This is a genomic window from Cyanobium sp. Cruz-8D1 (genome assembly GCF_024345975.1).
Classification (GTDB): Bacteria; Cyanobacteriota; Cyanobacteriia; order PCC-6307; family Cyanobiaceae; genus Cyanobium.
Genome location: NZ_JAGQCD010000004.1, coordinates 48972 through 62498 on the forward strand (window position 1 = coordinate 48972; position 13527 = coordinate 62498).

At 69.0% G+C, this 13527-nt stretch carries 11 protein-coding genes; 3 read left to right on the plus strand and 8 right to left on the minus strand.

Features of this window, described 5'->3' with window-relative positions; translation table 11 throughout:
* Positions 1 to 111 precede the first annotated feature (111 nt).
* Together KBZ33_RS04015 and KBZ33_RS04020 are read left to right on the plus strand one after the other, a co-directional pair.
* Positions 112 to 1695, plus strand: a complete 1584-nt coding sequence (locus KBZ33_RS04015; protein ID WP_254951064.1) for an ABC transporter substrate-binding protein — start codon at positions 112 to 114, stop codon at positions 1693 to 1695.
* Positions 1692 to 2711: an ABC transporter permease gene (locus KBZ33_RS04020; RefSeq protein WP_254951062.1), complete on the plus strand. Its 1020-nt coding sequence runs from the start codon at positions 1692 to 1694 to the stop codon at positions 2709 to 2711. Before KBZ33_RS04015 ends, KBZ33_RS04020 begins: the two co-directional genes overlap by 4 nt.
* 26 nt (positions 2712 to 2737) lie before the next feature.
* Here KBZ33_RS04020 and KBZ33_RS04025 read toward each other — a convergent pair whose 3' ends face one another.
* On the minus strand, positions 2738 to 4318 hold the full coding sequence (locus KBZ33_RS04025; RefSeq protein WP_254951061.1) for an alpha/beta hydrolase: 1581 nt from the start codon (positions 4316 to 4318) through the stop codon (positions 2738 to 2740).
* Between the two features lie 56 nt (positions 4319 to 4374).
* Here KBZ33_RS04025 and KBZ33_RS04030 point away from each other — a divergent pair, with 56 nt between their 5' ends.
* The gene (locus tag KBZ33_RS04030; RefSeq protein WP_254951059.1) at positions 4375 to 5529 is read left to right on the plus strand and encodes an MFS transporter; all 1155 of its coding nucleotides are present in this window, start codon (positions 4375 to 4377) and stop codon (positions 5527 to 5529) included.
* Here the strand turns inward: KBZ33_RS04030 and KBZ33_RS04035 are convergent.
* The 7 genes from KBZ33_RS04035 to ychF form a co-directional block, all read right to left on the minus strand.
* Positions 5503 to 5724 (minus strand): hypothetical protein, encoded by a 222-nt coding sequence (locus KBZ33_RS04035; protein ID WP_254951057.1) that lies wholly within the window; start codon positions 5722 to 5724, stop codon positions 5503 to 5505. The genes KBZ33_RS04030 and KBZ33_RS04035 overlap by 27 nt on opposite strands.
* A 34-nt stretch (positions 5725 to 5758) precedes the next feature.
* Positions 5759 to 6928 (minus strand): lipocalin-like domain-containing protein, encoded by a 1170-nt coding sequence (locus KBZ33_RS04040; RefSeq protein WP_254951055.1) that lies wholly within the window; start codon positions 6926 to 6928, stop codon positions 5759 to 5761.
* Complete coding sequence (locus KBZ33_RS04045; RefSeq protein WP_254951053.1) at positions 6925 to 9549, minus strand: FtsX-like permease family protein; 2625 nt, start codon at positions 9547 to 9549, stop codon at positions 6925 to 6927. The genes KBZ33_RS04040 and KBZ33_RS04045 overlap by 4 nt, the downstream gene beginning before the upstream one ends.
* Complete coding sequence (locus tag KBZ33_RS04050) at positions 9546 to 10265, minus strand: ABC transporter ATP-binding protein (protein ID WP_254951052.1); 720 nt, start codon at positions 10263 to 10265, stop codon at positions 9546 to 9548. Before KBZ33_RS04050 ends, KBZ33_RS04045 begins: the two co-directional genes overlap by 4 nt.
* A 110-nt stretch (positions 10266 to 10375) precedes the next feature.
* Positions 10376 to 11380: a glycosyltransferase family 2 protein gene (locus KBZ33_RS04055; protein ID WP_255011553.1), complete on the minus strand. Its 1005-nt coding sequence runs from the start codon at positions 11378 to 11380 to the stop codon at positions 10376 to 10378.
* Between the two features lie 87 nt (positions 11381 to 11467).
* A complete protein-coding gene (locus KBZ33_RS04060; RefSeq protein ID WP_254951050.1) occupies positions 11468 to 12355 on the minus strand; it encodes an NAD(P)-dependent oxidoreductase in 888 nt (295 codons plus the stop codon).
* 11 nt (positions 12356 to 12366) lie between these two features.
* Positions 12367 to 13458 carry a redox-regulated ATPase YchF gene (ychF, locus tag KBZ33_RS04065; protein ID WP_254951048.1) on the minus strand — a complete coding sequence of 364 codons (1092 nt, stop codon included), beginning with the start codon at positions 13456 to 13458 and terminating at the stop codon, positions 12367 to 12369.
* Positions 13459 to 13527 lie beyond the last annotated feature (69 nt).

A 13527-nucleotide genomic window follows, 5' to 3' on the forward strand; every position in this document is an offset into this window, starting at 1 on the left:
CCCCTGACCACCACCAGCCAGCCCCCCGCAGGCAGGCCGCTTGAATGGGCCCCACCGGATCGCAAGGTCTTGCCGACGACCAGGGGAAGAACAGCACGCAGGCCGGCCCCCATGGCGACCAGGCTCGCCAGCCTGCTGCTGGCCCTGCCACTGCTGGCGGCCTGTCAGCCGACGCGGTCGGGCCAGTCCCTGATCGTGGCCACCAAGAGCCGCATCGATTCCCTCGATCCTGTGCAGGCCTCCCGCATCGGCGTGATGCAGGTGCTCAGTGGCCTCGGCGACCCCCTCTATGCCATCGACGGCAACGGGCGCCTCGAGCCGCGGCTGGCCACGGCCCTGCCGGTGCTGAGCGGCGACGGACGGCGGGCCCGGATCCCCCTGCGCCAGGGGGTGCTCTTCCATGACGGCACCCGCTTCGATGCCGCCGCCATGGCGTTCTCGCTGCGGCGCTTCATGGCGATCGGCACCCTCGGCTACCAACTGAGCGAACGGGTCGAGAGCGTGCAGGTCATCGCTCCCTACGAGATCGAGCTGGTGCTGAAGCGCCCCTTCACCCCTTTGCCGCGGCTGCTCAGCGCCATCGTCCTAACCCCGGTGTCCCCCACCGCCTACCAGCGGCATCGCGACAAGCCCCTCAACGACCGCTTCGTCGGCACCGGCCCCTACGCCCTGGCCTTCTTCGGAGGCCAGCAGCAGCGCCTCACGCCCTGGCCCCGCTACTGGGGACGGCGTCCGGCCAACGCGGGCATCGACCTGGTGACCCTGAGCAACTCCACCGCCCTGTTCGGGGCCCTGCGCAGCGGCGAGGTCGACCTGCTGCTCAACAGCGGTCTGGAGATCGACCATCAGCAGGCCCTGCACCGGGACGCCGCCGCTGGTCGCCTGCGGGAGGCCATCGGTCCAGCCCAGGGGATCGCCCTGGTGTCGCTGCTGAGCGACCAGCCGCCGCTCAACCGCACCGTCCTGCGTCAAGCCGTGGCCCGCAGCCTGGATCGGGCCACCATCGTCCGGCGGGTGACCCTGGGGCTGCGCTCCCCCCAGCGGCAGCTGATCCCCCCGGACCTGCTGGGCTCCGATCCCAGCGCCTGGCCGCCCTATGACCCCGCCGGGGCCCGCGTCCTCTACCGCCAGGCGGGCTATTGCCAGGGGAAGGTGCTCACCCTGCCGCTCACCTACCGCTCCGACATCCCCACCGACCGTCTGTTTGCCCTCACCTGGCAGGCCCAGCTGCGCCGCGACCTGGGCGATTGCGTGACCCTGGAGGTGACCGGCATGGAGGCCACCACCGCCTACTCCCAGCTCGACAAAGGCGCCCTGACGATGCTCTTCTACGACTGGGTCGGCGACTATCCCGATGCGGAAAACTTCCTCATGCCATTGCTGTCCTGCAGCAAGGCCGAGGGGGACCGTTGCCTCAAGGGCAACAGCGTGCAGGGCGGCAGCTTCTGGACGGCGCCGGGGCTGGAGGCGGAGCTGCAGCGCAGCAGCCAGGTGGATGGCTCCGATCGGACCGCGTTGCTGGTGGCCATCCAGCGCCGTGTCGCCGCCGCCAACCCCTATCTGCCGGTCTGGCTCAGCGCCCAGGCGGCCTGGGGCGGTCTGGGTGTCAGCCAGCCCCGCTTCGATGGATCCGGGCGGGTGATGCTCGGCGAGCTGCGCCGGCTGCCCGCCGCCTCCGGAGCCCGACGGCCATGAGTCGCCGTTCCGACCTGGCGCGCTACCTGGCCTCCCGGCTGGCCCTGGCGCCGTTGATGCTCTGGCTGATCGCCTCGCTGGTGTTCCTGCTGCTGCGGGTGGCCCCCGGTGATCCGATCGATGCCCTGCTGGGCACCCGCGCTCCGGAGGCGGCCCGCGCCGCCCTGCGGGCCCAGCTCGGCCTGGATCGCCCCTTGTCCGAGCAGTACGGCCGCTTCCTGGGTCACCTGCTGCAGGGCGACCTGGGCCAGTCACTCACCAACGGCGAACCGGTGACCCGCCTCATCCAGGACAGCCTGCCGGCCAGCCTGGAGCTGGGGGTGGTGGCACTGTTGCTGGCCGCCATGGTGGGGCTGGCGGTGGGCTTCAGCGGCATCGGCCGCCCCGAGGGGCGCCTCGATCTGGCCGGCCGCCTCTATGGCATCGGCACCTACGCCCTGCCCCCCTTCTGGGCGGCGATGGTGGTGCAGCTGGTGTTCGCCGTCTGGCTGGGCTGGCTGCCGGTGGGGGGGCGCTTCCCCGCCACCCTGATGCCGCCGCAGGGCACGGGCTTCTACCTGCTCGACAGCCTCAGGGCCGGCGACTGGCAGCAGCTGGGCGGCAGCCTGCGCCACCTCGTGCTGCCGGCGGCCACCCTGGGCCTGCTGCTCAGCGGCATCTTCACCAATGCCCTGCGGCTCAACCTGCGCCGTGCCCTCGGCTCCGACTACGTGGAGGCCGCCCGCAGCCGCGGCCTCAGTGAACGACGCGTGGTGCTGCACCACGCCCTGCCCAACGCCCTGCTGCCGGTGCTCACGATCACCGGCATCACGGTGGCCTCCCTGATCGGCGGTGCCCTGCTGATCGAGGTCACGTTTTCCTGGCCCGGCATCGCCTTCCGCCTGCAGGAAGCGATCGCCCAACGCGATTACCCCCTGGTGCAGGGGATCGTGGTGGTGGTGGCAGCCCTGGTGGTGCTGGTGTCTGTGCTTGTCGACCTGGTGGTGGCCCTGCTGGATCCCCGCATCCGCTTTTGAGTCCAAGACGGCACTGCGCCACGGAATCAAGGCTTCAGGCCGGCTTTCCAGCGCCGGGCAGCGGCGGCATCGAGCACGTCGAGGGTGACCCCTTGCTGCACCCGCCGCTGGGCAGGCAGCAGCAGGGGCTGCTCCAGGGTGTGGAGGTACTCGGTGGTGAGACGCAGCAGCGCCGATTGCACCCGGACCGGATCCACCCCCACCAGCTCCTCATCGAGGCGGAAGAGCACCTCGTCGGTGGACATCAGCCGCACGGGCGAGAAATGGCTGCCGCCTTCCACCATCACCAGGCGACTGCGGGGATCCCGCCCCTGCAAAAACAGGCGCAGCTGCTCCTCCAGGGGCGGCGTGACCAGATCGAGGCTGCCCCCCACCATCAGAACCGGCACCCCGAGCGAGGCCAGGCCCCGACGGGGCCAGAGCAGGCTGCCGAAGCCGTTGAGCAGCACCAGCCCCCGCAGGTCGGCGGGAGGGGCGGAGCGCTCCGGCAGTTCCGTGCTGGACAACTGGCACTGCAGCAGCCGGGAGGGATTGGCGATCGGCAGGCGGTCGAGGGCCTTGCGGCAACGCTCCCTTAGGCCGGGTTCCGGCACCACGCCAGCCGCCAGCAGGGCGGAGAGGCCCCCCATCGAATGGCCAAGGAGCACCACGCCCTTGCCCTGCACCGGCAGATCACCGCGCCGCTGGGCCGCCAGCACCGCGGTGATGTCGGCCAGCCGGATGGCCAGGGTCTCGGCTCCCGGCGGGGGCCGCTGGCCGTCGAGGGCGGCCTTGAGGGCAGGGCCATCACTGCCGGGGTGCTGAATCACCACCGTCGGCCAGCCCCGTTCGGCCAGCTCACTGGCCAGCCAGCCGAACTGGTCGGCATTGCCCCCCAAGCCGGGCATCATCAGCAACCAGGGCCGATCCGCCGGGGCCAGCGCCGGCCAGATCTCCAGGGGCAGGGGCTGGGGGCGGTGCGCCACCACCAACCCCTGCCGGCGGGCCCTCAGGGAGGCGTGTTCACCAAAGGCGAAGGGAACGGTGCGGCGCTCCGGCAGCGCCAGGGCCTGGAGGCGCCGCAGGGCCTGGCGCTGCAGGTCGATCTGCTGGCGCCACTGCAGGGCCAGGTCGTAGAGGCCATCGAGCTGGAGGCTCAGCCGCTGCACCGGCAGGGCCCGCAACAGGCCGATGCTGGAGACGTCCTGACGCGTCTCCAGCATCCGCCGCAGGGTGGTCTGCAGCACCGCCGTGGTGCTGCGGCCCTCGGAGGTGGTCAGCAGGTCGCCCAGGCGGGCCAGCATCTGGCTGCCGGTCCAGCTGTCGAGCAGCTGCTGGCCGAAGCTGGTGTCCCGCAGCAGGGGGGCGCGCAGCAGGATCTTCAGGTCCTGACGACTGCGGGGATCGAGCAGATCCAGCCAGACCGCCAGATCGCCGCCGCCGCCGGACCGCCCGCCGGGGCTCCTGGACCAGCCATCGAGCTGCTCCAGGTTCACCGGCAGCTCCAGGCCATCGAAGCGCAGCTCCAGCACCTCCGCGGCACCGGCCACGGGCGCCAGGCCGGGCACCGCGATCAGCAGACTGGCCAGCAGGCCCTTGAGTTGGCGACGGCGGTGTGAGACAGGCACAGGGAAGGGCCAGGGCGCGGTCCTGGTTCACCCAGTTTCCAGCAGCCCTGCGCGACGTGGCCCTGATCCGCACGATCGCCATGCTGGGAGCCGGTGGCGTGCTGTATCTGACGCCGATGGTGTTCCACCAGGCGCAGTTCAGCGCCGGGAGGGTCACCGAGGGGCTGGCCCTCGCCGCGGTGGCGGGCACCCTGGGCCGGATGCTGAGTGGTGTGCTGCTGGATCGGGGCCTCAACTGTTCGGTGCCGGTGCTGCTGGCGGCGCTGATGGCCATCGCCGGCGACGCCCGACTGATGGGCACCGGGTCCTTCGCTGGCTACCTGCAGGGGCAGGTGCTGCTCGGCATGGCCATGGGGTTCTACTGGCCCGCGGTGGAGTTGGCGGTGCCGCTCAGCTGCGCGCCGGTGAGTTCGGGGCGGGCCTTTGCCCTGACCCGCAGCGCCGATGCCCTCGGCATCGCCATCGGGGCGCTGGTGGGGGCCGTGCTCGCCGCTCGGGGATGGTTGCGGGGCATCTATGTCGTGGACATCGGCTGCATGCTCCTGTTGCTGCTGGTGCTGCGGCGCCAGGGCCTGCCGGATCCCAGGCCCAGGGAGGCCCTGGCCCACCCCAGCCCCTGGGGCCAGTGGATCCCTGGCCTGCTGCCGCTGCTGGCCATTGCGGTGCTGGCCACGGCGATGCCGGCCCTGATGCAGAGCGCCCTGCCGCTGGAGCTGGTGCGGGGCAGCCTGCAGCGCCGTGCCCTGCCGGTGAGCCTCGGCGCCCTCACCATCGGCCTGCAGCTGGGCCTGGTGCTGCTGCTCCAGTGGCCGGTGGGTCAGGCCCTGGCCCGGCGGCCGGTGACGACGGGCCTGAACCTCAGCCTGCTCAGTTTTGCCGCCGGCAACCTGCTGCTGGCGGCCTCCGCGCTCAGCGAACGGGGCCTGGCTCTGCTGCTGCTGGCCCAGCTGCCGCTGGCCCTCGGGGTGACCGCCTTCCTGCCCACCGCCACCGAAGCGGTGGTGGAGCGTTGCCCGCTCGAGCACCAGGGACTGGGCATGGCCCTGCTCTCCCAGTGTTTCGCCATCAGCGGCTTCGGGGCTCCCCTGCTCGCCGGCCGGTTGCTGGATGGCCAGGGCCATGGCACCGGCCTGTGGCTGCTGATGGCCCTGGCCTGCCTGGGGGGTCTGCTGCTGGTGCGGGGCCTAGGCCCCCGCAGGACGTTCGGCTGACGCCGCCGCCTGCTTCTCAACCCAGGCCTCATGGGGCAGGGGCTCGGTGCCGTACTCCCAGTCGTCGTAGTCCGGATCATTGCGGATGCGGCGATGGATCTCCTTCTGGGCCTCGAAGTTATGGGGATGCTCGGAAGTCTCACCCGCGGTATCCGGCAGGGGAGACGGGGTGTTGGGGTGCTCCGTTGCTGCCATGGCCCTGCGCTCCTGTTGGATCCATCCTCGCCGATCACCCACCCCGCAGGCTGTCGAGGCGGTCGGCGTAACCGGTGAGTTCGCCGTAGCCCCGGCCCCGGAGCTCCTGCTCACCGCGATGGCCCCCATAGCGCAGAGCTCCCTCCCAATAGGTGGCCGACGCCGTGCTCAGCTCCTGATCCGCCATCTGCGGCGTGATCACCAGCTCCAGGTCCAGCCGTGGAATGGTGAGCCTCCAGGCGGCGGGGTAGCGGGCGCCGCTGTGGGGGCTGCGCCAGGTGGCCGTGACCATGAGGTCGTAGTCCTCGGCGCCCAGTTCCACCTCGTCGTCGCCATCGATCCAGCGGCCACCGCTGAACGGTTCTTTGCCGCCGTCCTCCCGGCGCAGGCCGTAGAGCATCAGGGCGGAGCCGTCGTTGAACTGGGCCGAGAACCAGTCCCAGCCGACGGTGCCCGGGCTGAGGACGCTGGTGGAGAACTCATGGTCCTTCCAGCTGACACCGTGCACGGCATGGGTTTGGCCTGCCACCGTGACCGTGCCCTCGGTGGGCTGCTGCACGAGGGAGTAGTAGTGCGAGGCGTTGCCTGGTTCGGGCCCCTTGCGGCTGAGGCCGTCCTGCCCCTGGAGCACCGGGGGCCGGCTCTGGCGCAGGGTCAGGTCAATGGCCATGGCGCCGGTGGCGGCCCGCAGCCGCACCTGGTCGGGCCCCTCGGCGCTGATGCGCCAGTCGTTGAGCCAGACCGCGTAGGGATCGGCCTCGGCCCCGGCCAGGCCGAGGGCGCCGCGGGCGAAGCGCTCCTCCTGCCGGAAGGTGTCGGCCGCGATGTCGCTGACCGTGAAATGGGCCGAATACACCTGGGGGGTGCGCCAGGCCGACCCACCGCCCCCGGAAGCCTGCGCCGAGGACGTCTCGGGCACCAGGGCCTGGCGGAAGATCGTGAACTGGTAGCCGAAGGGCCGTCCCTCAGCGGTTTCCAGGTTGCCCGTGTAGTACCACCACTCGGTCTGGTGGTCGGGATGGGCGCCGAAATCGGCGGGAAAGCGCCACTGGCGAGGGGTGAGGGCCCGGGCGAAGCCCTGGGGCGCCGGCGCCTCCCCCCACTGGATGCGGCTGCTGGCTCCGGCTGGGCTGGGGCCGGCCAGGCTGAGCAGCAGCACAGCCACCAGGGCCAGCAGGGCGGGCAGGGGATGGCGGTGTTTCATTCCTGCCGCAGCGCCTCGCTGATGTTCATCCGCGAGAGCCGCTGGGCGGGATAGAGGCCCGCCAGCACGGCGGCCCCCACCGCAATCAGCAGCGACTGGAGGAAGAAGCGCGGCTCCAGGGCGATCTGCAGGGTCCAGCCGAAGGAGCGCACGTTGATCACATGCACCAGCACCCAGGCCAGCACGAAGCCCAGGGGCATCGAGCAGGCCCCGGCCAGCAGGCCCATCAGACCCGTCTCCAGCAGGGTGAGGCGCCCCAGCTGGCGGGGTGTCATGCCGGTGGCCCGCAGCACGGCGAACTCCCGGCCCCGCTCCAGCTGCAGGCTCATCAAGGTGCTGAAGATGCCGATGAAGGCCACCAGCACCGTCAGCAACTGCAGCGCGCCGGTGATGGCGAAGGTGCGATCGAAGATCTCCAGCGAGCCCTGGCGCAGGGAGCCGTTGGTCTGCACCAGCAGGGTCTGGCGGGAGCCGAAGCCCTGGCGCAGCTCGGCGGCCACCGCATCGGCATCGGCGCCGGGGGCCAGGAACAGGCCGAGGGAGGCGACGCTGTCGTCGTGCCAGAGCTCCGCCACCTGGGCGCGGTCCATCAGCACGCTGCCGCGATCGGAGGAATAGTCGTAAAAAACGGCGATCACCGGGAAGCTCCTCTCGCCCTCGGGGGTTTCAAGCCTGACCTGCTCGGGGATGGCGTTCTGGCCATCGCGCAGGTAGACGGCCTCGGAGAGGATCACCCCCTCGCGGGCCTCCAGGGCGGCGAAGGGGTCATCGAGGCCAGGGCGGATCCAGGCGTAGGGGCGGCGGCCGGCGGACACATCGCCCCCAGCAGCGATCAGGGTGATGTCCCGGTCCTGGTCGACCAGGCGCACATCGAAGTTGTTGTAGGTGACCATGGCCCGCAGGTCGGGGCGCTCGGCGATGGCCGAGACAATGGCGGGATCCACCTTGCCCAGCACCCGGTTGGCCGTGGTGCTGGGGGGGGAGACGAACAGATCGGCCTGGAGGGTCTGGTCGAGCCAGGTGACCACCGTGCCCCGGAAGGAGCCGATCATGATCGAGAGGCCCACGATCACCGACACCGCCACCATCAGGGCCGCCACGGCCACCGCGGTGCGGCTGAGGGAGCGCAGGATGTCGCGGGGGGCCAGGCGGGCCACCACCCCCAGGCCCCGGCTGGCCCAGCCCAGAACCTCCATCGCGACCACCAGCACCGGCGGCATCAGCAGGGCCGCACCCATCAGCAGGGCAAACACTCCTGCGAAGGCGGGCACCAGGCCGCTGCTGTCCCAGCGGAGCAACAGCACCCCGAGGCTGCCGCTGAAGAGGGCCGCCAGCAGGAACCAGGGCAGCAGCAGCCGCCAGCCAGCCTCCAGGCTGGAGCGCTGCAGGGTCATCTGCGGCGGTGTGGCCATCGCCTCCCAGGCGGGCAGGGCTGAGGCCAGCAGCGCTGAGGCCACCCCCACCAGCATCCCCTTGGCCAGGGTGAACCCTGACAGGCTGATCTGTCGCACCGAGACCACGAAATAGAAGTCATTGATCGTCTGGGTGATCAGACCCACGACGGTGCGCCCCAGCACCACCCCCAGCACCAGGCCCAGCAGAGACCCCACCAGGCTGAACAGGGCCGCCTCGCCCAGGATCAGGGTAAACAGCTGGCCCCGGGTCACCCCCAGGCAGCGCAGCACCCCGAACAGGCCGCGGCGCTGCACGACGCTGAACGTGACCGTGTTGTAGATGAGAAAGATGCCCACCACCATCGCCAGCAGGCTCATGGCGGTGAGGTTGAGCTCGAAGGCGGCCGTCATCTGCTGCACGGCGTTGCCGCGCGCTGCCGCCGTCTCCAGCTTCAGCCCCCTGGGCAGCCAGTCGCTGAGGGCCGCCTCCTGGGCGGGGCTCTCCAGGATCAGATCGATGTGAGCCACCGCCGGCACCGCCTGGGCACCGGTGGGGTCGAGCAGGTCCTGGGCGGTGGCGATGTCAACCAGCAGCAGCGTTTCAAGGCCGCGGCGCTCCAGGGCCGCCTCACTGCTGACGCTGCCCACCAGCTGCAGCTCCGAGGTGCGCCCGGCCAGATCGAGATGCAACGTGCCGGAGCCGTCGGCGGCGCCGGGATGGAGGCCGTAGCGCTCGGCGGTCTCGGTGGCGATCACGGCCGTGCCGGGTTCGGTGAGGAAGGGCACGAAACCCTTGCCACCTCCCCTTTCACCACCGCCATCGCCCCCCAGCAGGCCGCGGAAAGGCGCTTCGCTGAACAGATCGACGCCGACGACCCGCAGCAGTTCACCGTCCAGTTCCTCGGCCCGGCCGTAGGTCTCGATCACCGGGGCGGCTGGGATCTCGGGGAAGCGGCGGCGCAGCTCCACGAAGGTGGTGTCGGGGACGCCGCCGGGCCCGATCGCCACCAGCCGATGGGTGGTGCGGCCGGTGATGGCGTCGGTGGAGAGGGAGAAGGCCCGCTGGGCCGAGCCACTGGCCAGATCGATCGACACCAGCATCGCCACCCCCAGGGCGATGCCCAGGATGCAGAGCAGGTACTGCAAGGGACGGCGGCGCCAGCGACGGGCCGCCAGGCGCCAGAGGGGGCCGTTGCGGACCACGGGCAGGGGACTTGCTTCGCTCACGCCGTCACCGGCGCAGGCGCCGGTCCGGCCTCCAGCAGATGGCCCTCCTGCACCCGCAGCACCCGGTCGGCCTGCGCCGCGATGGCCGCGTTATGGGTGGCCATGATCAGGGTGCGGCCCTGCTGGCGGGTGAGGGCGATCAACAGCCGCAGCACCTGTTCGCCGGTGTGTTCATCGAGGTTGCCGGTGGGCTCGTCGGCCAGGATCAGCAGGGGCTGGTGCAGCAGGGCGCGGGCGATGGCCACGCGCTGCTGCTGACCCCCGGAGAGCCGATCCGGCATGGTGTCGGCCCGGTCCGCCAGCCCCACCTGGCCGAGCAGATCGAGGGCCGCCTGCTCCAGGGCCGGGCGGGGCAAACCCGCCAGCTCGCTGGGCAGGGTGACGTTCTCCAGCACCGACAGGGTGGGAATCAGGTTGAAGAACTGGAAGATGAAGCCGATGCGATCGCGGCGAAACAGGGTGCGGCGTCGCTCGTCGAGGGCCGTGAGGTCCACCCCGCCGATGCAGACGCTGCCGGAGGAGGGGGTGTCGATGCCACCGATCAGATGCAGCAGGGTGCTCTTACCGCTGCCGCTCTGGCCCAGCAGAACAACGAACTGACCGGGGGCGATGACAAGGTCGACGGACTCAAGAACCGTGCGCTCCGTGTCGCCTTCCTGAAAGCGTTTGCGCAGCCCAATCAGTTCGATCGCAGGCCGGGAGTGGGAATCAGGCATCGCAGCGCGTTATCGGTGTACGTTCATTGGGAGCGGGACCTGGGCAAGAAAACTCCCTTGTCAGCAGACTAAAGATAGGCACTTCAGTGGCCAGGTCGAGAGCCAATCCTTCATCCGCCGAAGCGTGTCATCCTCAACAGCGGCTGCAGCGATCTCTGCATCAACCAAGAGGTCTTCCGGAAGATCAACCGAGCACCGCGATAGAGCAGGTCATTGAGCTCATCGACGCGATGCATGACGGACTGCCTTATCCGCAGCAGGGAGAGCTGCAAAGGCTGGGGCAAAAGTGACTTAGGCTCATACAAGCTTGCATAGGAGATGCCGATTCTGTTGAATTCAGCCAATAGAGCCGGCGCTCTCTCCCAGCCTTGAGGGTCAAGAAATCGTCGAACGTAATCGAACTTGCCTTCGAGCAGGTCTTCAGCACAATGATGATTGAAATCCTGCTTTTTCTGGTAGGCCTGCAACGATCTCCTGGAGAAATCAGTCACCACACACGAAAGGTGCTGCCTACTGCTGATTCTGTGCAGCCTGTAGGGCTTGTAATGAAACTCGAAATAGATGATGTTGGTGATCGTTTCGCCTGACCCAAGGCGCGATTTGGCGTGGTGATAACCATGGTCCAGAGAATCGCAAGCGCCTTGAGCAAAAAAACATTTTGGGCTGGAATTCGTAATGGAGTAAAGATGCATTCTGCAAGGATTATGCCAGAACTTGTGCCGAATGAGAAGCACATCTCTGCTCCCTATGCACGGCTGGAGGACCCTTTCAATATCACGCCTCTGACAGGATATTCCCGAATTCGTCTGACAAGCCAGAAACTCGTCGCAATCTAATAAAAAATAAAAATCAAAGGGATTGGAGTGATCCAACCGCTGAATGAAGTTGGCGATCATCGATCCACGCTCGCGGTATTCATGTCGAGTTGAATACTCCCATATGACAGTAGCACCGTTACTCCCTGCACGCTGAAGTGACTGGATGACAGAAGTAGACTTCGATCCATTATCGAAGATGAATAAATTCTCAGGGCCCAACAGATTAGCATGATAAGAATACCAAGGATCAAGCAGGATCGTCTCATCCTTTTGCATCATTACGCAGGCAATTCTCATGTCGCTTCACCCTCTCCTTTGGGTTGAAGGATAATCAAAAGGTGAGCATGCAGCCAGCCCTGCCCTGACAAGCGGCTGAAGCACGGATCAAAACGACTCCATGAACCAGCGGGCCAGGGCCGACACATCCTCGTCGCCGTGACCGGCCGCGATCAGGTCGTCCTCCATCGCCGCCACCTGGCGGGCCAGCGGCAGCTCCAGGCCAGCGGCGGCGGCGGCCTCCAGGGCGATCGCCAGATCCTTGCGGTGCAGGCGCAGCCGGAAGCCGAGCGGGAATTCGCCCCGCAGCATCGAACCACCGCGGTGCTCCAGGGCCCAGGAGCCGGCGGCTCCATCCACCAGCGCCAGACGCACCGCCTGCATCGGCAGCCCCAGACGCTGCCCCAGGGCCAGGGCCTCCGCCACCGCCGCGTAGCAGCCCGCCACCAGCACCTGGTTGACGGCCTTGGCCTCCTGGCCGGCCCCCACCGGGCCGAGGTGGGTGATCGTTCGGCCCACCGCCTCCAGCACCGGACGGACCCGCTCCAGGTCGGCGGCCTCTCCACCCACCAGCACCGAAAGGGTGCCGGCCCGGGCCCCCTCGGTGCCACCGGTCACCGGCGCATCGAGATAGGCCACGCCGCGCTCGGCCAGGGCGGCGGCCACGGCACGGGAGGTCGCCGGCGCGATGGTGGAGAAATCAACCACCAGGGAGCCGGGCACCAGGCCCGCCAGGGCGGCGTTAACGCTGTCAGCCCCACGCCCCAGCAGCACCTCGGCCACGGCTGTGTCATCGCTCAGGCACAGCGCCAGCACAGCGGCAGCCTGCGCCGCCTGCGCCGGGGTGGCGGCCCGCCGGGCCCCGGCGGCAGCAAGAGCCATTTCCCGCTCCCGGTGGCGGTTGTGGACCGTGAGCGCAAAGCCCTTTGCCAGCAGATTGGCCGCCATTGGAGCTCCCATAGCCCCCAGGCCGATGAAACCGACGGGTGTGGCCACGGGCGGTCCGCTCAGACGTTGAACAGGAACTCCATCACATCCCCCTCAGCCACCACGTACTCCTTGCCCTCGCTGCGCAGCCAGCCCCGGTTGCGGGCCTCGGCCAGGGTGCCGGCCTCCAGCAGCTGGCCGTAGGCGATGGTCTGGGCACGGATGAAGCCCCGTTCGAAATCGGTATGGATCACACCGGCGGCCTGGGGGGCGGTCATGCCGGCGGTGATCGTCCAGGCGCGTGTCTCCTTCTCGCCGGTGGTGAAGTAGGTGCGCAGACCCAGCAGGCGGTAGGTGGCGCGGATCAGGCTCTGCAGACCGCCTTCGCTCACCCCCAGCCCGGCCAGGTAGTCGGAGCGCTCCTCGGCGGCCAGGTCGACCAGTTCGGCCTCCACCTGGGCGGAGATGCGCACGGCTTCAGCCCCCTCCCGGGTGGCCAGCGCCTCCACGGCGCTCACCCAGGCGTTGCCGCTGGCGAGGTCGTCCTCGCTCACATTGGTGGCGTAGATGATCGGCTTGGCGGTGAGCAGGCCGAGGTTGCGCACCAGGGCCTGCTCCTCCTCGCTCAGGGACACCCGTCGAGCGGCTCCGCCCTGCTCCAGCTCGGCCTGAAGCCTGGCCAGGGCCACGTCTTCGGCGGCGGCCTCCTTGCTGGTGCGTGTCTGTTTCTTGAGCCGGTCGCGCCGCTTTTCGATCTGGGCCAGATCCGCCAGCCCCAGTTCCAGGTTGATGATCTCGGCATCCCGCTCCGGATCGACGCTGCCGGAGACGTGGATCACGTCGTCGTCGTCGAAGCAGCGCACCACGTGGACGATCGCATCCACCTCGCGGATGTTGGCCAGGAATTTGTTGCCCAGCCCCTCCCCCTGGCTCGCGCCCTGCACCAGCCCGGCGATGTCCACAAATTCAACCCGCGTCGGCACAATCTCCTTGGATCGGGAGAGATCGGAGAGCTTCTGCAGGCGCTCATCGGGAACGGCCACCACCCCCACATTGGGTTCGATGGTGCAGAACGGGAAGTTGGCCGCCTGGGCCTGGGCGTTGGCCACCAGGGCGTTGAAGAGGGTCGACTTGCCCACGTTGGGCAGCCCGACGATTCCGGCTTTGAGCATGGGTGAAATCTAGGGGTCACCGTGCCAGGGCCCTTTCGGTCTCCCCCCGTCCACAACAGCGGCCCAGGC